The 25,008-nt window shown below is 62.6% G+C and carries 25 protein-coding genes; 14 read left to right on the top strand and 11 right to left on the bottom strand.

What is annotated here, in order from left to right; all coding sequences use genetic code 11:
- Positions 1 to 58 precede the first annotated feature (58 nt).
- The 13 genes from gspG to GM655_RS14620 are packed head-to-tail and all read left to right on the top strand — an operon-like array spanning position 59 to position 13,392.
- Complete coding sequence (gspG, locus tag GM655_RS14680; RefSeq protein WP_155435437.1) at positions 59 to 502, top strand: type II secretion system major pseudopilin GspG; 444 nt, start codon at positions 59 to 61, stop codon at positions 500 to 502.
- 20 nt (positions 503 to 522) lie between these two features.
- Complete coding sequence (locus GM655_RS14675) at positions 523 to 990, top strand: GspH/FimT family pseudopilin (RefSeq protein ID WP_155435436.1); 468 nt, start codon at positions 523 to 525, stop codon at positions 988 to 990.
- Position 991: 1 nt separating this feature from the next.
- Positions 992 to 1,363, top strand: coding sequence for a type II secretion system minor pseudopilin GspI (gene gspI / locus GM655_RS14670; RefSeq protein WP_155435435.1), 372 nt, complete (start codon positions 992 to 994; stop codon positions 1,361 to 1,363).
- Positions 1,360 to 2,016, top strand: a complete 657-nt coding sequence (locus GM655_RS14665; protein ID WP_229632587.1) for a type II secretion system protein GspJ — start codon at positions 1,360 to 1,362, stop codon at positions 2,014 to 2,016. The genes gspI and GM655_RS14665 overlap by 4 nt, the downstream gene beginning before the upstream one ends.
- Positions 2,013 to 3,071: a type II secretion system minor pseudopilin GspK gene (gene gspK, locus GM655_RS14660; protein ID WP_155435434.1), complete on the top strand. Its 1,059-nt coding sequence runs from the start codon at positions 2,013 to 2,015 to the stop codon at positions 3,069 to 3,071. Before GM655_RS14665 ends, gspK begins: the two co-directional genes overlap by 4 nt.
- A gap of 27 nt (positions 3,072 to 3,098) precedes the next feature.
- The gene (gene gspL / locus GM655_RS14655; RefSeq protein ID WP_155435433.1) at positions 3,099 to 4,346 is read left to right on the top strand and encodes a type II secretion system protein GspL; all 1,248 of its coding nucleotides are present in this window, start codon (positions 3,099 to 3,101) and stop codon (positions 4,344 to 4,346) included.
- Positions 4,343 to 4,873: a type II secretion system protein M gene (locus GM655_RS14650; RefSeq protein WP_155435432.1), complete on the top strand. Its 531-nt coding sequence runs from the start codon at positions 4,343 to 4,345 to the stop codon at positions 4,871 to 4,873. Before gspL ends, GM655_RS14650 begins: the two co-directional genes overlap by 4 nt.
- 15 nt (positions 4,874 to 4,888) lie before the next feature.
- On the top strand, positions 4,889 to 5,662 hold the full coding sequence (gspN, locus tag GM655_RS14645; RefSeq protein WP_155435431.1) for a type II secretion system protein N: 774 nt from the start codon (positions 4,889 to 4,891) through the stop codon (positions 5,660 to 5,662).
- Positions 5,663 to 5,682: 20 nt separating this feature from the next.
- Positions 5,683 to 7,905, top strand: a complete 2,223-nt coding sequence (gspD, locus tag GM655_RS14640) for a type II secretion system secretin GspD (RefSeq protein ID WP_155435430.1) — start codon at positions 5,683 to 5,685, stop codon at positions 7,903 to 7,905.
- Position 7,906: 1 nt separating this feature from the next.
- Positions 7,907 to 9,328, top strand: coding sequence for a type II secretion system ATPase GspE (gspE, locus tag GM655_RS14635; protein ID WP_155435429.1), 1,422 nt, complete (start codon positions 7,907 to 7,909; stop codon positions 9,326 to 9,328).
- Between the two features lie 10 nt (positions 9,329 to 9,338).
- Positions 9,339 to 10,559, top strand: coding sequence for a type II secretion system inner membrane protein GspF (gspF, locus tag GM655_RS14630; protein WP_155435428.1), 1,221 nt, complete (start codon positions 9,339 to 9,341; stop codon positions 10,557 to 10,559).
- 18 nt (positions 10,560 to 10,577) lie between these two features.
- Positions 10,578 to 11,135, top strand: a complete 558-nt coding sequence (locus GM655_RS14625; RefSeq protein ID WP_155435427.1) for a type II secretion system protein N — start codon at positions 10,578 to 10,580, stop codon at positions 11,133 to 11,135.
- Between the two features lie 7 nt (positions 11,136 to 11,142).
- Positions 11,143 to 13,392, top strand: coding sequence for a patatin-like phospholipase family protein (locus tag GM655_RS14620; protein WP_155435426.1), 2,250 nt, complete (start codon positions 11,143 to 11,145; stop codon positions 13,390 to 13,392).
- Here GM655_RS14620 and GM655_RS14615 read toward each other — a convergent pair.
- The 10 genes from GM655_RS14615 to GM655_RS14570 form a co-directional block, all read right to left on the bottom strand.
- Positions 13,382 to 14,140 (bottom strand): helix-turn-helix domain-containing protein, encoded by a 759-nt coding sequence (locus GM655_RS14615; RefSeq protein ID WP_155435425.1) that lies wholly within the window; start codon positions 14,138 to 14,140, stop codon positions 13,382 to 13,384. The genes GM655_RS14620 and GM655_RS14615 overlap by 11 nt on opposite strands.
- Positions 14,141 to 14,242: 102 nt before the next feature.
- On the bottom strand, positions 14,243 to 14,452 hold the full coding sequence (locus GM655_RS14610; RefSeq protein WP_155435424.1) for a hypothetical protein: 210 nt from the start codon (positions 14,450 to 14,452) through the stop codon (positions 14,243 to 14,245).
- A 15-nt stretch (positions 14,453 to 14,467) separates the two neighbouring features.
- Positions 14,468 to 15,802, bottom strand: coding sequence for an ATP-dependent protease ATPase subunit HslU (gene hslU, locus GM655_RS14605; protein ID WP_196308776.1), 1,335 nt, complete (start codon positions 15,800 to 15,802; stop codon positions 14,468 to 14,470).
- A complete protein-coding gene (gene hslV, locus GM655_RS14600; protein WP_155435423.1) occupies positions 15,799 to 16,341 on the bottom strand; it encodes an ATP-dependent protease subunit HslV in 543 nt (180 codons plus the stop codon). The genes hslU and hslV overlap by 4 nt, the downstream gene beginning before the upstream one ends.
- Positions 16,342 to 16,409: 68 nt before the next feature.
- Positions 16,410 to 17,516 carry a hypothetical protein gene (locus tag GM655_RS14595; RefSeq protein WP_155435422.1) on the bottom strand — a complete coding sequence of 369 codons (1,107 nt, stop codon included), beginning with the start codon at positions 17,514 to 17,516 and terminating at the stop codon, positions 16,410 to 16,412.
- A 66-nt stretch (positions 17,517 to 17,582) separates the two neighbouring features.
- Positions 17,583 to 18,032 (bottom strand): RNA polymerase-binding protein DksA, encoded by a 450-nt coding sequence (gene dksA, locus GM655_RS14590; RefSeq protein ID WP_155435421.1) that lies wholly within the window; start codon positions 18,030 to 18,032, stop codon positions 17,583 to 17,585.
- 89 nt (positions 18,033 to 18,121) lie between these two features.
- Positions 18,122 to 19,192, bottom strand: coding sequence for a CobW family GTP-binding protein (locus GM655_RS14585; RefSeq protein ID WP_155435420.1), 1,071 nt, complete (start codon positions 19,190 to 19,192; stop codon positions 18,122 to 18,124).
- A gap of 135 nt (positions 19,193 to 19,327) precedes the next feature.
- Positions 19,328 to 20,263, bottom strand: a complete 936-nt coding sequence (locus GM655_RS14580) for a tyrosine recombinase XerC (RefSeq protein ID WP_155435419.1) — start codon at positions 20,261 to 20,263, stop codon at positions 19,328 to 19,330.
- Positions 20,264 to 20,273: 10 nt separating this feature from the next.
- Positions 20,274 to 20,942, bottom strand: a complete 669-nt coding sequence (locus tag GM655_RS14575) for a DUF484 family protein (protein WP_155435418.1) — start codon at positions 20,940 to 20,942, stop codon at positions 20,274 to 20,276.
- A 121-nt stretch (positions 20,943 to 21,063) separates the two neighbouring features.
- Complete coding sequence (locus tag GM655_RS14570) at positions 21,064 to 22,122, bottom strand: porin (protein ID WP_155435417.1); 1,059 nt, start codon at positions 22,120 to 22,122, stop codon at positions 21,064 to 21,066.
- Between the two features lie 423 nt (positions 22,123 to 22,545).
- Between GM655_RS14570 and GM655_RS14565 the strand changes: the two genes are divergently transcribed.
- Entirely contained in the window at positions 22,546 to 24,126 is a 1,581-nt protein-coding gene (locus tag GM655_RS14565) for a tetratricopeptide repeat protein (protein ID WP_196308775.1), read from the top strand.
- Positions 24,127 to 24,135: 9 nt separating this feature from the next.
- Here the strand turns inward: GM655_RS14565 and dapF are convergent, their stop codons facing one another.
- Positions 24,136 to 24,999 (bottom strand): diaminopimelate epimerase, encoded by an 864-nt coding sequence (gene dapF / locus GM655_RS14560; RefSeq protein WP_155435415.1) that lies wholly within the window; start codon positions 24,997 to 24,999, stop codon positions 24,136 to 24,138.
- Positions 25,000 to 25,008: the final 9 nt, after the last annotated feature.

The following is a 25,008-nucleotide window of genomic DNA, read 5'->3' as shown; positions in this document are numbered from 1 at the left end:
GTCATGAATCCCATTTATACTTTCGCACTCACTTTTTGTACTTGCCCGTATTCTGATTATGAAAAAATTCTCCTTCCCGCGTCGTGCTGCACGTGGTTTCACGCTGATCGAAATCATGGTGGTGGTGGTCATCATGGGCGTGCTGGCAGCGCTGGTGGTGCCCAAGCTGCTGAGCCGTACGGGTGAATCCAAGATCGCGGCGGCCAAGGTCGATATCGCTACCGTGATGCAGGCGCTCAAATTGTACAAACTCGATAACCAGCGCTTTCCCACCACCGAGCAGGGCCTGCAGGCACTGCTGACCAAGCCGACGGGCGGTCCTGCTGCCAACGGCTGGAAGGCGGGCGGCTATCTGGAAAAAATGCCGAAAGACCCGTGGGGCAATCCCTACCAGTTCCTCTCGCCCGGCATCCATGGCGAAGTGGATGTGTTTTCCTATGGCGCTGACGGCGCGCCCGGTGGTACTGGCGACGATGCCGACATCGGTTCGTGGGATAACTGAGCCGGTCTGGAAGCCTGATCATGCAGACCGCCCCGGCACGCGGTTTTACGCTCATCGAGCTGCTGGTGGTGATGGTCATCCTCGGCATCACGCTGGGGCTGGTGAGCCTGAACGCCTTGCCGGGCAAGGAGCAGGGCATGCGCGAGGACGCCCAGCGTATCGCCCTGTTGCTGCAGGTGGCGCGGGATGAAGCCATTGTGCGCAACCGTCAGATCGCTTTCGAAGCGGGCACGGAAGGCTATCGCTTCATGATCCGTAACGACACGCAGTGGGAATTGCCACAGCAGGACGACATGCTGCGCGAACGCAGTTTCAAGCACAGCCCCCTGACGCTGGTGCTCGATCCGCCGCCGAACGATGTTAATCCCGGCCTGCGCATCGTGTTCGGCCGCGAGCCGGTGGACAAGCCCTTCGTGCTGTCGCTGCGCAGCGGCGAGGCCAGCGTTGCCATCCACGCCGATGGCGTCGGCCATTTCACGGTGGACTAGCATGGGCGCGACCAAACAGAACGGCTTTACCCTGCTGGAGGTGCTGGTGGCGCTGGTGATCGTCGGCACGGCGCTGGGCGCTTCCTTGCGCGCGGTGGGCAGCCTGACGGCCAATAGCGATGGCTTGCGCAGTTCCATGATGGCGACGTGGTCGGCGGAGAACCGCATGGTGCAGATGCGCCTGAGTAAACAGTTCCCCGCCGTGGGCAAGCAGACCTACGAATGCCCGCAGGCCGATCTGAAGCTGATGTGCGAAGAAGAAGTCATCGCCAGCCCGAATCCCCGTTTCCGCCGCGTGGAAGTGAGCGTCTACGATCAGGCCGCGCCAGAGCGGCGCATCGTCAAGCTGGTGCAACTGGTGCTCAATCAATGATGCCTACCCGTCTGCCCCCCCAGCCTGCCTGTGCAAAGCCGCGTGCACGCGGCTTCACGCTGATCGAACTGCTGGTGGCGATTTCGATACTGGCCATCGTCGCCGTGCTGGGCTGGCGCGGCCTTGATGGCATCATCCGCTCGCGCAGCGCGCTGACGCAGCAGATGAACCAGACGCGCGGCATGCAGCTGGCTTTCGCCCAGCTGCAAAGCGATGCTGCCAACCTGGCACCGGCCACGCTGCTGCAGGGACGGGCCTATCTGCAGGCGGAAAATCAGCGCCTGACGCTGGTGCGGCTGGTACTCAACGATATGCAGCCGACCCGCTTGCAGGTGGTGTCCTACCGTTTGCGCAACGGCGAACTGCTGCGGCGCGAATCGGTCGCCACGCGCGAGCTGCAGCAGCTCGACGCGCTGTGGCAGGCGGCGCTGGGCAATGACGATCAGGAACCGCAGGGCAGTGTGGCGCTGCAGAGCGGTGTGCAGGGCTTGAGCGTACGCTATTGGATAGGCACGGGCTGGGTGTCTGCGGCCGGCATTTCCACCGCCGGCAATCTGAAGCCCGCCAATGAGCCAACCGGGATGGAAGTGGCGCTGACCCTGCAGGACGGCGGCCTGCCGCTGGTGAAATCATTCCTGCTGGGGGCTTTATGATGCGCCGGCGTGAAAGCGGGGTGGCAGTGGTGACAGCGCTGCTGCTGACCACTCTGGCGGTGACCATCGTCGCCAGCCTGTTCTGGCAGCAGCAGGTGCAGGTGCGCTCGATGGAGAACCAGCGGCTGCAGTTGCAGACACGCTGGATCGTACGCGGTGCGCTCGATCTGAGCCGGCTGGTGCTGTATCAGGACTTTATCGACTCTTCCAGCCAAACCCGGCTGAACGGCGTGTGGGCCACCCCGCTGGAAGAGACCCGGCTGGATGACTACATCGAACGGGAGCGCGCGCAGGCAGAAAATTTCAATGCCACGCTGTCCGGCCGCATGATGGATGCCCAGTCGCGCTACAATCTGGCTAATCTGGTGAAGCTCGGGCAGCGCGCACCCGATCCGCAGCAGGTGGCGGCATTCCAGCGCTTGCTCAAGCATGTGCAGCTTGATCCCGCGCTGGCACAGACGGTGGCCACGACGGTGGTGAATGCACAGTCGCTGCAGACGCTGGCACAGGATGCGGCGAGTAATGCTGCGGGAAGCGCGGCCAACACCGGCGTGACGGCGCCGCTAACGCCGCCTAACTTGCCAACGGGCGGCACTGCCAACCCGCAGCAGACTGGCCAGCAGGCTAACGGGCCGCAGCCGCTGGGCATGTTGCGGGTGGAGGATCTGCTGGCAATCAGCGGTTTCACGCCGGCGGCCATCGAGCGCTTGCGCGAGCTGGTGATCGTGCTGCCGGAACGGACCGATCTGAACGTGAACACCGCACCGGCAGAATTGCTGGCGGCCGCAGTGGACCGGCTGTCGCTGGCGGATGCTGCCACGCTGGTGAATGTGCGTCGCCGTACGCCGTTCCAGAACCGGCAGAATTTCGAGGAACAGATGCAGATGTTTCAGAACGGCGCTCTGAAGGCGAGCATCCCCGTTGATGTAAAAAGTAATTATTTTCTGGCGCTGAGCAAGGTGAAACTTGATCGTGCCACGCTCGATACGGTGTCATTGCTCAAGCGTGCCGGTAATAATGGTGCGACCACGGTGCTGTGGATACGGGAAAACTAGAACAGGCAAGAACGAAAGCGAGACCCTTTGAGTACACTTTTTATCCGCTATCCGGCCAAGGCCAGCGTCGAAAACGGCGCGGCCCAGAGCTGCGCGTTTGCGCTGGTGGGCGATGCCGGCAATTTGATGCAGCAAGGCGCTGCGCCGCTGGGCAATCTGGCTGATCTGGTGGCTGCAGCGCGTCGCGTGGTGCTGCTGCTGGCTGCGGCCGATGTCACGCTGCTGCAAGTGACGGCACCACCGCTGTCGCCGGCCCGTCTGAAAGCGGCCTTGCCCGGTCTGGTGGAAGAACAGGTGCTGGGCGATCCGGCCGAATGCGTGCTGGCGGCCAGCGCGGCGGATGCGCAGGGCTTGCGTACGGTGGCGGTGGCGCAGCGTGTCTGGCTGGAGCGGTTGGCGCAAGCTTTGCTGGCGCAGGGCGCGCACAGCATTGCGCTGCTGCCTGCGCAACTCTGCCTGCCCTATCAACCGGGCACGGTAACGGCGGCGCTGGGCGTCAGCGACGCCGGCTACGAGCTGGCCGTGCGCGCAGCGCAGTCGGCCGGTTTCGGCATGACCCTGCCGGCCCAGCCGCAGGCGGCATTACAGACCTTGCGCGCACTGGCCGGCAGCGATCCGGTCACGCTGTATCTGCCGGCCGGCCTGCTGCCCCAGTTTGCCGCCCTGCAGGCGGGCAGTGACGCTGTGCATGGCATCAGCGTACTGGAAGACCAGTGGGTGCACTGGATCGCTGCGGCCCGTGCCAGCGCACTTGATCTGGCGCCTGCGCTGGGCACTACCGGCAATGCCGGCCGCCAGTGGCAGCGCTGGCGCTGGCCGCTGCGCATAGGTGTGCTGGCGATACTGGTGAATGTGATCGGGCTGAATGTCGAGTGGCTGGGTTTGCGGCGTGATGCCGAAAGTGTACGCCAGACCATGCTGCAGACGTTCAAAGCGGCCTATCCGAATGAACCGGCGATCTATCCGCTTGAACAGATGCGCAAGAATATCGCGCTGGCCAAGGCCGATGGTGGCGAAGCGGGTGCCGACGAATTTACCACCCTCAGTGCGGCGCTGGGCGAGGCACTGGCCGTGCTGCCCCGTAAAGACATTATCGCCACGCTGGAGTATCGCGAACGTGCGCTGTTGCTGAAAGTGAAACCGAATATGGTGGATGCGGCCGCGCTGGGGCAATTGCGGGCCGCGCTGACGGCGCGCCAGCTCGATCTGGTGGAAAGTTCTGCCGGTAGCTGGCAGATCCGGGTATTGCGTGGTGCCGCCGGAGGAAAATCATGAGCGCTATGACGCAGCAGATGAATCAGCAGATCAGTGACTACCGGGCCCGCGCAGCGGCATTCTGGAGTGCGCGCACGGAACAGGAACGCACTTTCCTGCGCGTCGGTGGCCTGGTATTGGGGGCGGCCCTGTTCTATTCCGTGCTGGTGGGACCAGCGCTGGAAGGACGCGACAAGCTGCGCAAGGCACTGCCGGAACTGCGCCAGCAGGCGGCCGAGCTGCAGGCGCTGGCCGCGCAGGCGGCAGCACTGCGCAACCAGAACAGCATTGCGCCTTCGCCCATGTCGCGCGATACGCTGAACAGCAGCCTGACGACGCGTGGCCTGAATCCCCAGTCGCTGGCGATTACGGGGGAATACGCCAAGGTGCAGCTGAATGGTGTGCCGTTTGCCGCGCTGGTGGTATGGCTCGATGCGGTGCGGGTGGAAAGCAAGATCCAGCTGCAGGATGCCAGCATCAGCGCGCAGGACGCCGCGGGCATGGTGAATGCCACGCTGACGCTGCGCCAGAGCAGTGCCGGTCGCTAGGCGGAAAGCGGGTTTATGAAGCGTAGCATGTTATGGTTGCTGACCGTGCTCCTGAGCGGGCTGCTGACGCTGGCCGTGTTTCTGCCGGCTAGCTGGCTGGGGGTGCTGGTGGAGCAGCAGAGCGGCGGCCGTTTGACGCTGGGGGATGCGCAGGGTACGCTGTGGCGCGGTTCGGCGTTTATCGGCGGAGCACCGGGCAATAACAGTGCCGTGACGCCGCTGCTGCCCGGACGTTTTAGCTGGTCGATATCGCCGCTGGCCTTGCTGGGCATGGTGGAAGTACAGCTAGTGAACAGTGTATCGCTGGCGCAGCCGCTGACCGTCAAAGGTGGCTGGACGCACTGGCAACTGAGTCCTTCGGCGCTGCTGCTGCCGGCCACCAGCCTGTCCGGACTGGGCGCGCCGCTGAATACGATTGCGCCCAGTGGCGTGATGCGGCTGTCGTGGACCACGCTGGAGCTGGCGCTGGAACAGCGTCAGCTAACAGTGCAGGGCCGCACCACGCTGGAGATGCGCGAGATGGCTTCGCGCCTGTCGTCCGTGCGGCCGCTTGGTAGTTACCAGTTGGCGCTGGACTGGCAGGGCCAGTCGGCGGCGCTGACGCTGGCTTCGACCAGCGGGCCTTTGCTGTTAAGCGGCAAAGGTAGTCTCGATCATGGCCGGTTGCAGTTTTCCGGCCAGGCCGAAGCAGCACGAGGAAGTGAAGAAGCACTGGCCAACCTGCTTAATCTGCTGGGCCAGCGCAAGCCGAATAGTGAGCGCAACATCATCGCTTTAGAGTTCCACTAAGTTCAGAAAAAGTTCAGACAATGAAAACACCGTCCCTGCAACGAACCCACCTTCCTGCGCTGCGTCGCCTGAGCGCTGGTGCGATGCTGTGCTGCGCACTCGGCACGCTGCCCACCGCCCTCATGCTGCTGCCATTGCGCGCGCAGGCAGCGGAAGAAGCGGCTCTGAACTTTGTCGGCGCCGATATCGAATCCGTGATCAAGGCCGTGGGCCATTACACCAATATCACCTTCGTGATCGACCCGCGCGTGAAAGGCACGCTGACGCTGGTGTCGGAAAAATCCATCAGCAAGGCGCAGGCCTTCAATCTGCTCACTTCCGCACTGCGCCTGCAGGGCTTCGCCGTGGTCAGCGGCGACGGCTATGCCAAGGTGGTGCCGGAAGCCGACGCCAAGCTGCAGGCCGGTCCTACCCAGGTGGGGGCTGGACAGGCCGCCGCCAAAGGCGATCAGGTGGTAAGCCAGATTTTCCAGCTCAATTACGAATCAGCCGCCAACGTGGTGACGGTGCTGCGTCCGCTGATTTCGCCGAATAACACGATTAACGCCAACCCCGGCAACAACAGCGTGGTGGTGACGGATTACGCCGACAACGTCAAGCGTCTGGCCAAGATTGTGGCGGCGCTCGATGTACCGGCCGTGGCCGATCTCGATGTGATCCCGGTGCGTTATGCCATCGCCAGCGATCTGGCCACCATGGTCAACAAGCTGCTCGAAGGCGGCGCGAGTGCTGGCGATGCAGGCAAGACCAGTGTGCTGGCCGACCCTCGTACCAATTCGCTGGTGCTGCGCGCGCCATCGGCTGCACGTGCCAATCTGGCCAAGTCGCTGATCGCGAAACTCGATCAGCCCACCGCAGAACTGGGCAATGTGCACGTGGTCTACCTGAAGAATGCGGAAGCGGCCAAGCTGGCGCAGACGCTGCGCTCCGTAATGTCGGGCGATACCTCGGCCGCCACGGCCACCGGCTTGCAGAGCAGCGGCCAGTCGGGCCAGAACCAGAGCAGCATGAATAGCCAGAACAGCGGCAGCAGCGGCAGCTCGTCCGGTGGTCCTACCAATCCGCTGCTGAGCAATAGCTCGCAGCAGCAACAGGCCGGTGGCGGCACTGCCGGCTACATTCAGGCCGATTCCACCACCAACACCCTGATCATCACGGCGCCGGAATCGGTGTACCGCAATCTGCGTGCCGTGATCGACCAGCTCGACGTGCGCCGCGCCCAGGTGTATATCGAATCGCTGATCGTCGAAGTTTCGTCGGACAAGGCTTCCGAATTCGGCGTACAGTGGGTAGGCGCAACCGGCAACGAAAACAGCACCTACCGCGTGGGTGGCCTGCAGTCGTATTCGACGGGCGGTACCAACAACAATATCGCCACTATCGCCAGCACGCTGCGCGGCAAGACCTCGACCAGCAGTACCTCCAGCAGTTCCACGCTACCCGGCAACGGCCTGTCGATCGGCGTGTTCAAGCAGGTGGCGGGCGGTCTCGGACTGGGTGCGCTGGCGCACTCGCTGGAATCGGACGGCAATGCCAATATTCTGTCCACGCCGAACATGATCACGCTGGATAACGAGCTGGCATCGATACAGGTAGGCCAGAACGTGCCTATCCTGAGCGGCCAGTTCACCACCACCTCCGGCACCGCCAGCAATCCGTTCCAGACCATAGAGCGGCGCGAAGTGGGTCTGACGCTGAAAGTGCGGCCGCAAATTTCCGAAGGCGGCACCATCAAGATGGCGATCTATCACGAGACTTCGAGCGTTGATAAATCGACGCTGACGGCAGCCTCCGGCATTACTCTGAATAAGCGCGTGATCGAGAATAATGTGATTGCCGACGATGGCCAGATCATTGTGCTGGGCGGCCTGATTGAAGATACTGAAGGCGATGGCACGGACAAGGTGCGCGGCCTCGGTGATATTCCTGTGCTGGGCAATCTGTTCAAGTACCAGAGCCGCACCCGCAAGAAGACCAACCTGATGGTGTTCCTGCGCCCTGTAGTCATCCGCAACAAGGAGCAGAGCACTTCGCTGGCCACTGACCGTTATGATTACATGCGTGCGGCGCAGGAAGCCGTCAAACCGGCCGATAGCATACTGGTCAAGGATCTGGGCCAGCCGCTGCTGCCGCAGTTGCAGGATGGTGTGCCTGTCGGTAGCGGTGCGGTAGCGCGCCCCGTACCGCCGGCGCCAGTGCCGGCGCGCGCACCGGGTGCAGGCGAAACTGGCAAGCAGCAGTAACATGAGCAACCTGTTACCTTACGCGTTTGCACGCGATTTTCTGCTGCTGGCCCAACCCAGCGACACGGCCGAAGGTACGGTCGAAGTACGCGTGTGCGGTGCCACGGCGCCAGCAGCCATCGCCGAAGTGTCGCGCCGGTTTGGCCGCATCCAGCTCACCAGTCTGGCGCGGGCCGATCTCGATGCTGCCATCGCCGCCGCTTACGCCAGCTCGGGCGGCAATGCCTCGGTGGTGGCGGAAGAATTCGATGCCGACCTCGATCTGACCCGTTTGCTGCAGGACGTACCGGCCATCGAGGACTTGCTGGAATCGTCCGACGATGCGCCCGTAATCCGCATGATCAATGCGCTGCTGACGCAGGCGCTGCGCGATAGCGCCTCGGACATTCACATCGAACCGTTCGAGCAGACCTCGGTGGTGCGCTTCCGCATCGACGGCGCGCTGCGCGACATCGTGCGGCCGCGCAAGGCCATCCACGGTTCGCTGATTTCGCGTATCAAGATCATGGCGCAGCTCGACATCGCCGAAAAACGTCTGCCGCAGGATGGCCGTATCACCCTGCGCATAGGCGGCAAGCCGGTCGATGTACGGGTCTCTACTTTGCCGACCGGCCATGGCGAACGCGCCGTGCTGCGTCTGCTGGACAAGGAAGCGGGCCGGCTCGATCTGCAGCATCTGGGCATGGGCCGCGAGATGCTCGCTGATTTCGATGCGCTGATCAAGCAGCCGCACGGCATCGTGCTGGTGACCGGGCCTACCGGTTCCGGTAAAACCACCACGCTGTATGCGGCGCTGTCCATGCTGAACGCCACCAGCACCAACATCATGACGGTGGAAGACCCGATCGAGTACGACCTGAATGGCGTGGGCCAGACCCAGGTCAACCCGCGTATCGACATGACTTTTGCCAAGGCCCTGCGCGCGATTCTGCGTCAGGACCCGGACGTGATCATGATAGGCGAGATCCGCGATCTGGAAACGGCGCAGATTGCCGTGCAGGCTTCGCTGACGGGCCATCTGGTGCTGGCCACGCTGCACACCAACGATGCCGCTGCGGCCGTGACGCGCTTGCTGGACATGGGCATAGAACCCTTCCTGCTATCGTCATCGCTGCTGGGCGTACTGGCGCAGCGGCTGGTGCGCAAACTGTGCGGTAGCTGCAAGCGTCACGAGCAGGGTGTGTGGCATGCGGTCGGCTGCGAGCACTGCGGCCACACGGGCTATCAGGGCCGGGTGGGGATATACGAACTGCTGCAGACCACGGAGCAGATCCGGGCCCAGATCCACAACCGTGCCTCGGAAGCGGAAGTGCGCGCCAGCGCGATTGCGGGCGGCATGCAGACCATGCGCGCCGATGGCGAACGCTGGCTCGAGCAGGGTGTAACTACGCCGGCCGAACTGCTGCGTGTGACCAAGGACTAGACGAGCGACCATGCCAGCATTCCGTTATGAAGCCGTCGATGCCGGTGGCGCCAGCAAGAAAGGCGTCCTCAATGCCGATAGCGCCCGTTCGGCCCGCGCCGAGCTGCGCGCGCAGGGACTGGTGCCGCTCGCAGTCGATGTCATCGCCGCGCAGGTCGATGCCAGCGGCGCAGCACGCAGCCACGGTCTGGGCGAGCGCCTGTCGGCCAACGAGCTGGCCCTGTTCACGCGCCAGCTGGCCAGCCTGCTGGAAGCCGGGCTGCCGCTCGAGCAAGCCTTTACGGCGCTGCTGGAACAGGCCGAGCGCAATTATGTGCGCGACCTGATCGCCTCTATCCGTTCCGAAGTGATAGGCGGTGCAGCACTGTCCGATACGCTGTCGCGCCACCCGCGCGACTTCGCCGAAATCTACCGTGCGCTGGTGGCCTCGGGCGAACAGATAGGCCAGCTGTCGCGCGTGCTATCGCGGCTGGCCGACTACATCGAACGGCGCAATGCGCTGATCCAGAAAGTACGGCTGGCGTTCACCTATCCGGCCATCGTCACGGTGGTGGCGTTTGCCATCGTGATTTTCCTGCTCACCTATGTGGTGCCGCAGATCGTTTCCGTGTTCGCCAACACCAAACAGAAGCTGCCGTTGCTGACCATCGTGATGCTGGCGATCTCCGATTTCGTCCGCCACTACGGCATCGTGGTGGCGATCGCACTGGTGGGCGCGTGGGTAGGCTGGCGCCGTGCGCTGCAGAATCCCGTGCTCAAGCGGCGCTGGCATACCTGGCTGCTGACGGCGCCGCTGTATGGCAAATTCGAGCGCAGCCTGAATACGGCCCGTTTTGCCAGCACGCTGGCGATTACCACCGGTTCCGGTGTGCCGATCTTGCGCGCGCTGGAAACCAGCCGCGATACCCTGTCCAACGTGGCCATGCGCGAACTGGTCGAACAGGCCAGCGATGCGGTGCGCGAAGGCGTCAGTCTGGCGCGTGCCCTGTCGGCGCAGAAGCACTTCCCGCCCATGTTGATCCACATGATACGGGCCGGCGAAATCACGGGCGAGCTACCCGCCATGCTGAACCGCGCCGCGGCGGCACAGGAATCCGATCTGGAACGCCGCACCCTGACCATTGCCGGCCTGCTGGAGCCGGCCCTGATTCTGGCCATGGGTGTGGTGGTACTGCTGATCGTGCTGGCAGTGCTGATGCCTATTATCGAAATTAACCAGCTGGTTCGCTAAACCGGAAAACTTTAGACCATGAAGCGTTTGCCCTTAATCCTCACTGTTTTCGCCGTGGTGCTGCTGTCGGCATCGCTGGCCTACTGGGCGCTGCAGCTATTCAAGCCGGCCCAGCGCCCATTGGCGGCAGCACCGCAGCCGCTGGCTGTGCCGCTCAATCTGGAAGCGGCCAAGGGCCTGTTCGGCGGCCAGATCAGCGTGGTTGCGGCCAGCAACTACCAGCTCAAAGGTGTGGTGGCGGCGCATGGCAGCGACAGTGCCGCCATCATTTCGGTCGATGGCCAGCCGGCGATGGCATACGGGCAGGGCCGCGAAATCGCCCCCGGCGTCACCATCAAGGAAGTGCAGGCCAAATATGTGGTGCTGTCCGAAGGCGGTGCCCTGAAGCGCATCGAACTGGCCAGTGATGCTACTGCCAGCACGACGCCGGCACCATCGCCGCTGCAGGCTACGCCGATGCCGCAGCCGCCAGTATCAGGCGCCCCAACAACGCCGGCCGTACCGGCACCGGCCGTACACCCGGCCAGTACTCCCGCTCCGATAGCCCCCGTACCCGGCTTCGACCGTCTGCAATAGGCCCTCTATGCTGATCTCCCGTATTTTGGCCGCAGCTTTCTGCTGCGGCCTTTTGCTTTCCAGTCCGCTCAAGCCTGCCGTGGCGCAGGACCATATGCCTGCTGCCAGCTCGGTAGCTCCCGATGCAGCGCTCAAGCCGCGCCCGAAAGTAGCGCTGGTGCTGTCCGGCGGCGGCGCGCGCGGTTTCGCGCATATCGGCGTGCTGCGTGCTTTACAGGAGCTGCGGGTGCCGGTCGATATCGTAGTCGGCACCAGTATGGGCAGCGTGGTGGGCGGCGCTTATGCGGCCGGCAGTTCGCTTGACCAGATGGAGCGGCTGGTGCGGCGCACCGACTGGAGTGCGGTGGTGGCCGACCGGCCGCCGCGCGATGAGCTGGTGTACCGCCGCCGTGAAGAAGATTTGCTGCTGCCTTCGCGCATCGAGTTCGGTGCGCGCATGGATGGGGTTTCGCTGCCACCCGCGGCAGCCGGCAATGAGGCGCTGGAACTGGCGCTGACGCGGGTGCTGCCTCATGGTGCGCGCGACAAGCCGGTGAATCTGCTGCAGTTGCCGTTCCGTTCCGTGGCGTCTGACCTGGTGACTGGCGAGCTGGTAGAGCTGAGCGACACCCCGTTGTTTCTGGCCATGCGTGCATCGCTGGCCGTGCCGGGCGTGTTTGCGCCGGTGCGGGTGAACCAGCGCCTGCTGGTCGATGGCGGTCTGGTACGCAACCTGCCGGTCGATGTGGCACGTGAAATGGGCGCCGACATCATCATCGCCGTCAATGTGGGCACGCCGCTGGCGCAGGAGAAGGAACTGGTCAGCGCAGTCAGCGTGGCGCAGCAGATGCTGCAGATCCTGACTGAACAGAATGTGCAGCGTTCGCTCAAGGAGCTGCGCCCCGGCGATGTGCTGGTGCAGCCCGATCTGGGAGGCATCGGCTTCCTCGACTTCGCCCGCCATGATCGCGCCATGAAGTCGGGCGAAGCGGCCGTGCGCGCCATGAGCGCCCGCCTGCTGCAACTGGCGCTGCCGGAAGCGCAGTATGCCGCATATGAAATCAAGCGCCTGTCGGCACCGGTGGGCATAGACCACCCGGTGATGCTGACCAAGGTGGAAGTAGCACCCAGTGGCCGCATCAATCCGCAGGAACTGTTGGTGCAGTCCGGCCTGAAAGTGGGCACCGAGGTCACCAGCGAACAGGCGCAGCAGGCCGCCAACTACCTGTTCGGACGCGGCGATCTGGCGCGCGTGGAAACGGAAATCCGCGACAATCGCGATGGCCGCACGGTGCTGATCAAACCGACCGAGGCTGACTGGACGCATAGCCGCTTGCGCGTGGGCTTGGAACTGACCAGCGACTTTGCCGACAATAATTCCTTCGAGCTCAAAGGCATGCATGTGCTGACCTCGATTAACGACTGGGGCGGCGAGTTACGCACCGTCGCGCGGGTGGGCACGGAGCGTGCGCTGGGCACCCAGTTCTGGCAGCCGCTGGGCATAGGGTCGCCGTGGTATATCGCGCCGGAACTCAGCTATAGCTCGACAGGCGGCGACGTGTTCGATAACAGCGGCTTCCGTCAGGCCCGTTATCGTGTCAAGTCTGGCATGGCGCTGGCGGCGCTGGGACGCCAGCTTGGACGCTGGGGCGATCTGCGCTATTCGGTCGGGCGGCTCAAGCAGGTGCTGAGCCAGTCGATACCGGAAAACCCAGCGGAACTGAGCGAAGTGCGCACGGTGCAGGAGCTGTCGTTCAATGTGGATAGCCTCGATACAGTGGCTTTTCCCACACGCGGCACGCTGTTCTCGCTGAACTGGCAGCGCCTGATGCATGCCAAGACTGAAGGTCCCGTGCTGGCCCGCCAGTCGGTACAGGGCCTGCAAGCTTTCCACATGAATCGCTGGGCCGGCCATCTGTACGCCGAGTGGTCGCGCAGCCTTGGCAACATCAATGCGAATACGCTGGGTGGCTTCCTGCGCCTGTCGGGATCGACCCCGGGTTCGGTCATGGGCAGCCGGACCGTGTTGGGACGGCTGGTGATGGCGCGCAGCGTGGGGGCCATGCCGGCTGCGCTGGGCGGCGATGTGCGGCTGGGCTTTTCGCTGGAGGCGGGCGGCGCCTACAGCCCGGATAGTCCGCTGCGCTGGGGCGCGTTGCATCAAGCCGCGAGTGCTTTCGTGGCGGTGGATACCCGTTTCGGTCCGCTGTATTTTGGTGCCGGCACTACCAAGGGCGGCAATAGCAGCGGCTATCTGTTCCTCGGTCCTATCTGGTAGCGGGCGCCGCAGCGGGGCTGCGGCGTAGCGCCGTAAAGGCGGAAAACTCCCACGAGCGGAAGCCGATCAGCAGCGTGAAGCCGTCGCGTTCCTGCGCGGCGAGCCGGCGGTCGCTCTGGTGTAGCCGTGCAAGTTCTCCCGCCAGTTGCTGGATGCGGCCCACCAGTTCCTGCGCGCTGGGCAGCGACAGCCGCGCGGGCAGGCACAGCAGGGTTTCGCCGGCGCCGTTGAAGCTGCCCGCAAAATAGTCGTCCACCACGTGGGCGCGGAAGAATTGTTGCACAGGGCCGTCCGGCAGCCAGCGGAACGCGTTGGAGACGCGCAGGCGGTAGCGGTTCAACGGTTTTAGTTCAATCAAGCCTAGCCGGTCCAGTTCAGCCAGCAGCAAGATGCATTCGGGTTCCGTCAAGTTATAGGTTTCCAGCACCTGTTCCAGCGTCCAGTGACCCAGGCAGCAGATCGCCATCAGCAGCAGATGGGGCTGGGCCAGCAGTGATTTTTCCTGCGTCAGCGTGAGCGTGTCGGCCTGCGGCGTGGCGTCGGCGGCGGCGCGTAGCACGTCTTCCATGGCCACCCCGGCTGCCTTGCAGATCTGCGCCAGCCGCGATAGCGGCATATCGGCCTGGCCGAACATGCGTTTGACGCTAGATTCGCTCATATCGATGCGCTCGGCCAGCATCTTGTAGGTGACATTGGCCGCGCGCAGATGGCTGCGCAGCACTTGCAGGATGATTTCCGGTGAGCTCATGAAGACCCTTGTGAAAAGAACAAAAGGTATCGTATCACGCTACCGGCAGCAGCGGACAGTTCCGTAAGGAAGGACTTTGCCGGAGCATTGCCGTGCAAGCTCTCAGGCGTCCGGATCGGGATCGAGCTTCTGGGTCAGCCGTGCCAGCAGGCGCTTGGCGGCCTGGCGTTCGTTGGCGTGGGGTTTGGCATGGGGGCCGGCACCGCCCGAGCGGGCCTTGGCAGCCAGCGCCACGGGGTTACGTGGCGGCTGCTGCGACGGTTCCACCCGTATGCGCATTTTCTGCCGTGTTGCCAGTGCCTTGTTGGCCATGTCTGCCCCCCAAGCTTACAGCACGTAGCGCGACAGGTCTTCGTTGACGGCCAGCGCATCGAGGCGGGCATTCACATACGCCGCGTCGATGGTGATGGTGCTGCCGCTGGTTTCGCTGGCGCTGAAGGACAGCTCTTCCAGCAGTTTTTCCATCACCGTGTAGAGCCGGCGCGCGCCGATGTTTTCCGTGCGCTCGTTGACTGAGTGGGCAATTTCGGCCAGACGGGTAATGCCGTCCGGCGCGAATTCCACCTGAACTTCTTCCGTCGCCAGCAGGGCCGCATACTGACGCGTCAGGCAGGCATCGGTGCTGGTCAGGATGCGTTCGAAATCGGCAATCGACAGCGACTCCAGTTCCACCCGGATCGGGAAGCGGCCCTGCAGTTCGGGGATCAGGTCGGACGGCTTGGCCAGATGAAAGGCGCCGGACGCGATGAACAGAATGTGGTCGGTGCGTATCATGCCGTACTTGGTGTTGACGGTGGTGCCTTCCACCAGCGGCAGCAGGTCGCGCTGAACGCCGGCGCGCGACACGTCGGCGCCGCCCACTTCCGAACGCGACGCGATCTTGTCGATCTCGTCGAGGAAGACGATGCCGTTCTGTTCGACGTTCTGGATGGCCTTCTGCTTCATTTCCTCGTCGTTGACCAGTTTGGCGGCTTCTTCATCCACCAGCACTTTCATGGCTTCGCGGATTTTCACCTTGCGGGCTTTTTTGCGCGCATTGCCCATGCCCGAGAACATACTCTTGATCTGCTCCGTCATTTCTTCCATGCCCGGTGGCGCCATGATTTCCATCTGCGCACCCGGTTCGGCCAGTTCGATTTCGATTTCTTTATCGTCGAGCTCGCCCTGACGCAAACGCTTGCGGAAGGTCTGGCGCGTGCTGTCGCCTTCTTTCGGCGCTTCGCTGGCCGCATTGAAGCCGAAGTCGCGTGCCGGCGGCAGCAGGATGTCGAGGATGCGGTCTTCCGCCGCATCTTCGGCGCGCGCGCGCACCTTGGCCATTTCCGCCGAGCGCGTCTGTTTGACGCCGATATCGATCAGGTCGCGGATGATGGTATCCACATCGCGGCCCACGTAGCCGACCTCGGTGAACTTGGTGGCTTCGATCTTGATGAAGGGCGCGTCGGCCAGCTTGGCCAGGCGGCGTGCAATTTCCGTTTTACCCACGCCGGTCGGGCCTATCATGAGGATGTTCTTGGGCGTGATTTCGTGGCGCAGCGGCTCGGCCACCTGTTGCCGGCGCCAGCGGTTGCGCAGGGCGATGGCGACGGCCTTCTTGGCCTTGGCCTGACCGACCACATGCTTGTCGAGTTCGCCGACGATTTCTTGCGGAGTCATGTTCATGCTGGATCCAGTGTTTCGATGATGTGGTTCAGATTGGTGTAGATGCATAGTTCGCCGGCGATGGTCAGCGACTTTTTGACGATTTCGGCGGGACTTAGTTGCGTGTTTTCCACCAGCGCCTTGGCAGCCGACTGGGCATAGGTGCCGCCCGAGCCGATGGCGCCTACGCCGCCTTCCGGTTCCAGCACATCGCCATTGCCGGTGATCACCAGCGTCGAGCTGGCATCGGCCACCAGCAGCATGGCTTCCAGCCGGCGCAGCACGCGGTCGGTACGCCAGTCCTTGGCCAGTTCCACGGAGGCGCGCAGCAGATTGCCCTGATGCTTGTCCAGCTTGCCTTCAAAGCGGTCCAGCAGCGTAAAGGCGTCGGCCGTGCCGCCGGCGAAGCCGACCAGCACCTTGCCGCCGTAGACTTTGCGGACTTTGCGGGCCGTGCCCTTCATGACGATGTTGCCCAGCGTTACCTGACCATCACCGCCCAGCGCGACATCGTTGCCGCGTCGCACGCACAGGATGGTGGTGCCGTGAAATTGTTCCATAGTGACCTCTAAGAATAAGCGAACTGCCGTAGTGTTCAATATGGGGCAGGAAACGCCGATTGCAAGCTTCAGTATTGCCGCGGCACGATGCGCGCCAGCGTAGCAAAGCCGAGCAGATGCAGCAGGGCCGCCACCAGATGGTTGACGTTGCGGAACTCGATGCTGGTACAGGACAGATTGCCCAGACAGGCTAGCAGTTGCTGGGCGCACAGGTAATCCAGCGTTTGCAAACGGCTAGCATCGAAGATCAGGCGCGGGTGTTGCGCCGCGTAGACGATGATGCGGCTTTGCAGCCCTGCCAGCGGGGCGTGCATGGCGGCCGGCAGTTCGAAGCTATCGCTGCTTGCCGTAGAGACAGCCGTGCCCGCGCCGGTTGCCGGCTTGGTTGGCACGGGCCGGAAGGCTGGCGGTGAAACTTCGAAAGTGATGCAATAGTCGAGCGCGAGCTGGTCGAATTCCTCTTCCCGCCCCAGCCTTTGCAGCAGTTCCAGCACTAGCAGCCACGGGGTTTCCGTGTCGGCTGCCAGATTGCTGCGCAGCGGTGCCAGCAGTGCTTCGGCGCCGCTCAGGCGCAGTTCGGGCGGGCTGGCGCGCAGCGTGGCCAGCAGGCTGGCCTGTTCTTCGGCGCTGGCGATGTGCTGGCTGCCCAGTGTCAGGCGCGGCAAGGGCTGGGCCGCCGGCGCTGCGCCGGTCCAGCCGGGTGGCGACGTTTCGAAGCGGCGCGCATAGTCGAGCGAGAGCGCGTCGAAAGCATCGCGCTGGCCGTCCAGCTGATACAGGTCGAATAGCAGCCACCAGAAATCGCGCCCGGCGCTGCCTTGCAGGTTGTTGCGCAAGAGTTCGGCGGCCAGCTCGAGCTGGCCCTGGGCATACAGGATGGCCACTTCGTCGACCACGGCGGCTGTTTCCGGCGCTGCGGCCGCGTGCGGCAGGTCTTCTTCCGCTGCCGGCGCGGCGGGCTGGGCCGATGCCGGGGCAGAAACCGGAGCCGCTGGTGTCGCCGATGGGAAGAGGTCGGCCGCCATGGCCGCTTCGATTTCGTCGATCTTGCGCGCGGCTTCGCGTGCCAGTTCGCGCTGGCGTTGCTGCTGCTGTTCCGCCGTCAGGGGCGTGGCGCTGCCTTCGCCGGCGGCGGGCGGGTTGGAGTTCTTGCCGAAACGGGAAAACAGTCCCACAGTGATCCTCGTGACGCAGAGTAAAAAAAAGCACGCGGCTGCGTGCTTTTTTCGGGAAGCGCGGCCTTAATCGCCGTACAGCTTCTGTTTCAGTTCGCGGCGTTGCTGGGCTTCCAGCGACAGCGTGGCCGTCGGACGGGCGATCAGGCGTGGAATGCCGATCGGTTCGCCGGTTTCTTCGCACCAGCCATAGTCGCCGCCATCAATGGCTACGATGGATTGCTGGACTTTTTTCAGCAGTTTGCGTTCGCGGTCGCGCGTACGCAATTCCAGCGCATGCTCTTCTTCGATGGTCGCACGGTCGGCCGGATCCGGCACCAGCACGGTTTCGCGCAGGTGTTCGGTGGTTTCGCCAGCGTTCTTCAGCAGCTCTTTTTCCAGCGCTTGCAGCTTGGCTTTGAAAAAGGCCATTTGTGCCGGATTCATATAATCCTTTTCATCCATCTTCAGAATTTCTTCTTCAGTCAGGATGCGTTCGGCTTCGGCGGCGGGGGTCGATTTATTAGTTTTGGTCATAACTTCGCTTACCTTCGATACGACAGAGTTTACATTTAATCAGCCCGAATTTTGTGGCTTTTTAGCCATCCCCACAAAACCCCGATAGTTTATACCAGACATTGTTCTAAACCGCTAATAAAGATGTCTTTCGGCAGATTTTTACCGATAAATACCATTTTGCTGCCACGAACGTCGTTTTCTCCCCATTTGGCACCGAGATCACTGCCCATGATTTGATGCACGCCCTGGAATACCACCTTGCGGTCGGCCTCACGCATCCACAATACGCCTTTGTAGCGCAGCATGCGCGGACCGTAGGCATTCACCAGCCCGCCGAGGAAATCGTCGAGCTTGGCGGGATCGAACGGACGGTTGCTTTTGAACACAAACGCGGCGATATCGTCGCTGTGGTGGGCATGGTGGTGGTTATGCCCATGCTCGTGGTGATCGCAGTGTTCGTGCTCGTGGTGGTGGTGGCCGCAGTGCTCGTCGTGCACATGGCCTTCTTCATGGGTCTGTTCGGTGCGCAGGAAGTCCGGATCGAGTTCCAGCTTGTCGTTGAGCATGAAGCCTTTCAGGTCCAGCACTTCCGACAGCGGCGCGCGGCCGAAGTCGCTGGTGCTGATGGCAGCACGCGGATTGATGCGTTTCAGGCGTTCCGTCAGGGTGGCCAGTTGCTCGGGCGTCACCAGATCAGTCTTGGACAGCAGCAGCTTGTCGGCAAAGCCCACCTGGCGCTGGGCTTCTTCATGCTGGTCGAGTTGATCCATGGCATGACGGGCATCCACCACCGTGACCACGGCATCGAGCATGTAGTAAGTGCCCACTTCTTCGTCGACGAAGAAGGTCTGGGCGACCGGGCCCGGATTGGCCAGGCCGGTGGTTTCGATGACGACGCGATCGAACTGCAGGGTACCGGCTTCGCGCTGCTGGGCCAGCTTGCTGAGAGCCACGATCAGATCGCCGCGCACGGTGCAGCAGATGCAGCCGTTATTCATTTCGATGATCTGTTCGCTGCTGTCCTGCACCAGAATTTCATTGTCGATATTTTCCTGACCAAACTCGTTTTCGATCACGGCGATGCGCATGCCATGCTGCTCCTGCAGGATGCGGTTGAGCAGGGTGGTTTTGCCGGCGCCGAGGAAGCCGGTGAGGATGGTGGTGGGTATCAGTGCCATGGTGCGTACCAGTCTGGTCTAGGGGGAAGCTAGATGGGGGTGAAGTGCGAAAATGCAAGCGCCTGATTATGCCGGAATTCTGCCGAAGCGAGCAAACCGCACGATTGAGCCAGCGCAGGGCGCTGCCAGTTGCGGCTACTTTACTTTGGCGCGCGGATGGGCCTGATCGTAGACGGCTGCCAGATGCTGGAAATCGAGGGCCGTGTAGACCTGTGTCGAGCTGATGCTGGTATGACCGAGCATTTCCTGCACGGCACGCAGATCGCCCGAGGATTGCAGCACATGGGAGGCGAACGAGTGGCGCAGCATGTGCGGGTGCACATGCACGGGCAGGCCCTGCGCCAGTCCCTGTGCCTGCAGGCGCTGCTGCAGCACGCGCGGGCTGATGCGGCTGCCTCGCGTGCTGAGGAACAGGGCATTGCTGCCATCGCTGGGAGCCGGGCGCACGGCCAGCCAGGCGTGCAGCGCGTCCAGCGCGGCCTGCCCGACGGGCACCACGCGCTGCTTGTTGCCCTTGCCGGTGACGATGACTTCGCCGCTGTCGGGCAGTAGCCAGCCTTTGGCGCCCGGGCTGGCCTGCAGGTCGAGCGCCGTCAGTTCGGATACCCGCAAGCCGCTTGAGTACAGCAGTTCGAACATGGCGCGGTTGCACAACTGGGCCGGTTCGGGGCTGGTGCCGGCGTGCACTGCGGCGCCGCTGACGAGGGCCACGGCATCGTCGACGGACAGCGCGCGCGGCAGGGTCTTGGCGCGTTTTGGCGGGCGCACGTTGTGTACCGGATTGCTGGAGACTTGTTGCTGTTCGCCCAGCCAGTCGAAAAAGCCGCGCCAGCTCGACAGTTTGCGGGCGATCGAGCGCGGATCGAGCCCGCGTGCGTGCAGGGTGGCAGCGAGCCGGCGGATCTGTGTGTGTTCAATGGCGGGCCAGTCCTGCCCCGGCGTGAGGCTGGCCAGTTCGTGCAGGTCGCGCCCGTAGGCACTGACGGTGTGGGGGGAAAGCTGGCGCTGCGAGCGTAGCTGCGCCAGATAGCCGTCTATCCAGCCCAGCCGTGGGTCTGGATAGTCGCTCATGATGGTCAGATCAGGCCAGCAGCCAGGCCAGTGCCGTGCTGCTGGTTTCGCCGATGTGGACCAGGAAATCAGTCGCCATCAGCGAGGTGAAGCGGGCCGGGTCTTCCGAGCCGAGGATCAGCAGGCCGAAGGCGTCCTTGTTGCCGGGCTTGCGCAGCGGGATGATCACGGTCGAGGTGATGCCGGTCGGATCGTCCAGCCAGCGCACGGCTTCGAAGTCCTTGTTGGTGCCGCAATACGGTGCTTGCAGGCTGTTGGCGAAGATGCGCGCATCGTCGGAAACGCCGCGCACAAACCATTCGTCCAGATAGTCCGCCTCGGCACCCCAGATGCGCAAAGTCACTTGCGGCACATCAAAAGCGCTCTTCAGACCGCTGGTGACAGCGTGTGGTATGGAACCCACATCTTCCGATTCCAGCAGGGTTTTGGTCCAGCGGTGGAACTTGTTGGCGATGGCTTCATTTTCCGAGGCCAGACGCATGAGGTTGCCCATGCGCAATTCCAGCGTCTTGTATTTGTCGCGCATGACTTCCATCTGGCGCTCCTGCAGCGAGACTGCGCGGCCAGTTACCGGGCTGGACAGCTTGATTTCCGCCAGCAGGTCAGCGTGTTCTTCGAAAAACTTCGGATTGTCGCTCAGGTACTGGGCGACGAGGGTGGAATCCAGTGGGACAGTCATGGTGGTGCTTTATTTACTAGGTGAAAGATCGAGCTTCATTCTAAACGAAAAAAACGGACATGGTCACCCATGTCCGTGCTTCCCTTCGCCCGCAACCGGCCCCGTAGGGCCGGTAATTTGCTTAGAAGTTGTGGTGGATACCCAGGCTGTAGAAGTTAGCCGTGGTAGTTGCCTTCTTGTTCGAGGCATCGATGTACAGATAGGTACGTGGCGACAGGTTGTAGTCGTAGCCGATCGAAACCTGTTTGGTTTTGGCGATGGCTGGGCTGTTCAGGACATTGTCCGGATCTTTCTGACCGTAGCCCAGACGTACCAGACCGGCGCCCACGGTGTAGTTAGCACCGACCAGCCAAGCTTTGGTCTTAGGATTGATGGTGACGTTTTCCGTCTGGTCTTGCGACTGGTAGGAACCCATCAGTTTCAGCTCAGGCATAGCCTTGTAGAACGCGCCGACCGACCAGATCTTGCTCTGGATGGCATTCTTTTCATACGCACCGTACACACCCAGCGGGCCGTTGATGGCCGTTGCGCTCAGCGAGTAAGGAGTGGTGGTTGGTGCGGAGTTGGCCGGGAATTGCGGGGCGGCAGCCGTACCTTTGCCGACGATGGCAGGGTTGTTGTTGGCTTCTTTAGCTTGCACGGTCAGGTTGACCTGGAAGATGCCGCCTACCACAGGGCTGTTATAGAACACTGCGTTGGAGAAACGGTTACGCGAGTTGCCTACTGGGCTCATCGGGTCGGTGGTGTAGCCGGCTACTTGCAGGTCGGTCTGGTAACCAGCCACGGCAGGCATGCCGCTCCATGGTTCGAACTGGGTGCTGGTTTCCTGGAAGGCGGTCAGACCGCGGCCCAGACGTACGGTACCGAAGTCACCTTGCAGACCAACGCGGCTCTGGCCCTGGAACAGTGGACGGCTGTTGGCGCCCGAAGTGTTCTCGATGGTGCCGGTGTCTGGTTCGTAGCGAATTTCCAGCTGGAACAGAGCGCTCAGGCCGCTGCCCAGATCTTCTACGCCTTTGAAGCCGAGTTTGTTGTTATCGCGCTTGCCGACCGAGGTGGTGCCGCCAGTCAGCTTGGAGATACCTGCATCCAGAGTGCCATAGATGGTCACGGACGATTGGGCATACGCTGCGCCCGTAAATGCGCCCATGAGCGCCAGAGCCACTAAAGATTTTTTCATTTTAGCTATTCCTTTAAGAGTGAACATCAATACTTCTGAAGCTGAAGGGCGTGGTTGCAGCCCCGCGGATGCTGAAACCTTAATCTGCTGCCGCCTTTAAATCGTCGAAATGGTCGATTAGGACGCTTAATTTTGGTCGAAAGCCCGTTAAAACGGAGTTCCTGTTGTATTAATGAAACGCGCCCCTGTCTACCGACTTGCCCTGTTCAAGGTATCAATTCCTTTCACACAGGCATCTATTTGCCTCTAGCGTACCCCGTTCCGCTGCAAAGCGCCTTTGAGCGATATCAAAATGTTCAGCATATTGTTTGCTGTGTGGCGCCAATGGCACGCTACACTCTCCGTTACCAATGGTTGCCATAGACCTGAGCAGACAGGCGGGGAGCACCATCCGCTTCTATGAATCGGAGTAATAGAGAGACGATGGCGAATCGAGAAGAACTAGGGATCATACGTGGCGCGCGCGCAGGGGATGCAGCGTGCCAGTTGGCACTTGGCAAGCTATATTTGTTTGGTGGTGCCAGCCTGCCGTGCAGCCTGCCGACGGCACTGCACTGGCTCGATCGTGCTGCGGCCCAGCAGCAAGATGAAGCCTGGATGTTGATTGGCAGTTACATTCCTTATGATCACGCACAGCACAAAATGCCGGAAGTGCTGGCCTGGTATGAACGTGCTTATGAAGCCGGTATTGAGCAGGCCGGACTGGTGCTGGCCCAGTTGGTATTGAACGGCGGGGCGGCGCCGGCCGTGCAGGCTTTGCAGGACAAAGCGCTGCAACTGCTCGAAGTGTCGGCCCGTAGCGGTTGCGCTGAAGCCCAGTGGCTGCTGGCCCAGCAGCCGGCTGCGCGGGCAGTGCTGACGGCAGCCGATAGCGAGTGCGAGGATGGCGGACTAGAGAGCGCGACGCTGGCGGCGGCAAGTGGTCAGCAGTGGCTGGCACGGGCCGCGGATAGCGGACTGGCGGCGGCCCAGTATGCTGTGCTGGAGCAGGCCTGGAATAGTGATCCGGACGCGTATCTGGAGCGGGCACTGCCCTTATCGCGCCAGTTGCTGGCCGGCGCACCCATCGATGCGGAAGCGGCGCGCAATATGGACTGGGCTGTGTTGCCTGTGCAACTGATCATGCTGTCGCGCTGCGCCGAGTTGCTCGAAGCGCGTGCCGACGAGCGCGACGAAGTGCAGGCCGAATTGCTGCAATACCGCGAGCTGGCAGCCTATGGCGGCGACCGCCAGGCCCAGCTGGCGCTAGGGCTTTGGTATGCCCGCATGGATGGCGAAGGACGGCGCCAGACGCACGGCATTGCCGCCGCCAATTTCAAGCGCGCCATCCGCTGGCTCACGCTGGCCGGCGAGCAGGGCTTGGCCGAAGCATGGTTTGCGCTGTCGCGCATCTATCTGAAACCGGAATTTTCCCAGCGCTGTGTGGCCGAGGCCCAGCGCTATCTGGAACGGGCGGCAGAGATGGGACACAGCGGTGCCCAGCTCGAATGCGGCATGTATGCCTGGCGTAACCGCCGTACGGACGAGCAGAGCGATGTGCGCGCGGCCTACTGGCTGCAGAAGGCCGTAGCGCAAGGCTGTCGTGCCGCCGAAGCGGCGCTGGCGCGCGTGGCCGCCGCACCCAAACCTGCGCTGTGGGCAGAAACCATACTCAATAGCCTGAGCCGTGAATCGCTGGAATGCCAGCCTTTGCTGACGGCGCGGCTGGAATTGGCTTGTTTGTTCGGCCTGAGCCGGCCGGAAGCGCTGCTGCTCGATATTCCCGCGGCCGATCAGGGCCATTGTCTGGTGATCGATATCCGTGCGACTTACGGCCGCAGCAAGCGCCGGCTGGTGCTGCTGCGCACGGCGCGCGAGCGGCAGGCACTGGACCGGCTGGTGCGGCTGTTCGAACCGTTCAATAACAGTGCCGATGGGATTGAAGGCAATTACCGCCAGCGTCTGTACCGTCTGAAAACCTGGGCGCCGGTAGCGGCCCATGTGGATGACCTGCTGGCTGCTTAAACTGCGCGCTTAAATCTCGATTTCGCCTTCGAAGACGGTCACGGCGGGACCGGTGAGGAATACGGGCTGGCCCGGACCAGCCCAGCTGATGGACAACTGGCCACCGCGCGCATCGACTTGCACGGGGCTATCGAGCAGGCCGCGGCGAATGCCGGCCACGGCTGCAGCGCAAGCGCCCGTGCCGCAAGCCAGCGTTTCACCCACCCCCCGTTCGAATACACGCAGGCGGATATGATGGCGGTCGACGATCTGCATGAAGCCCGCATTGACGCGGTTAGGGAAGCGCGCATGGCGCTCGATCAGCGGGCCGCTCAGTTCGACGGGTGCGGTATCCACGTCGTCGACTACCTGCACGGCGTGCGGGTTGCCCATCGAAACTACCGAGATCAGCACTTCTTCGCGCGCGCCGCCCAGTTCCAGCATCAGCGGCCATAGCAGGTCGCCGCCTTGCGGCTGGCCTTGCAGGTTTTCTGCATCAAACGGTACGCGGGCCGGTTCCAGCACGGGCGCGCCCATGTCCACGGTAATGCTGCCATCGTCTTCCAGACGCGGCGCGATGATGCCGGCCTTGGTCTGGACCGTGATGCTGCGCTGGCTGGTCAAGCCCTTCTCAGCGACGAATTTCACGAAGGCACGCGAACCATTGCCGCACTGTTCCACTTCGCCACCGTCCGCATTGAAAATCCGATAGCGGAAATCGCAGCCTGCTGCGGTCGGCTTTTCCACCAGCAGTATCTGGTCGGCACCGACGCCGAAGCGGCGGTCGCCGAGCAGCTTCCATTGTTCGGGCGTGAAGCGGATATCCTGATTAATGCCATCGATGACGACGAAGTCATTGCCGGCGCCATGCATTTTGGTGAATTTGAGTTTCATCGCAATAGT

It is taken from the genome of Pseudoduganella danionis (assembly GCF_009720775.1).
In the GTDB taxonomy this organism is placed as follows: domain Bacteria; phylum Pseudomonadota; class Gammaproteobacteria; order Burkholderiales; family Burkholderiaceae_D; genus Rugamonas; species Rugamonas danionis.
The sequence above is the reverse complement of the archived record's forward strand: the minus strand, read 5'-3'. Positions and strand labels throughout refer to the sequence as shown.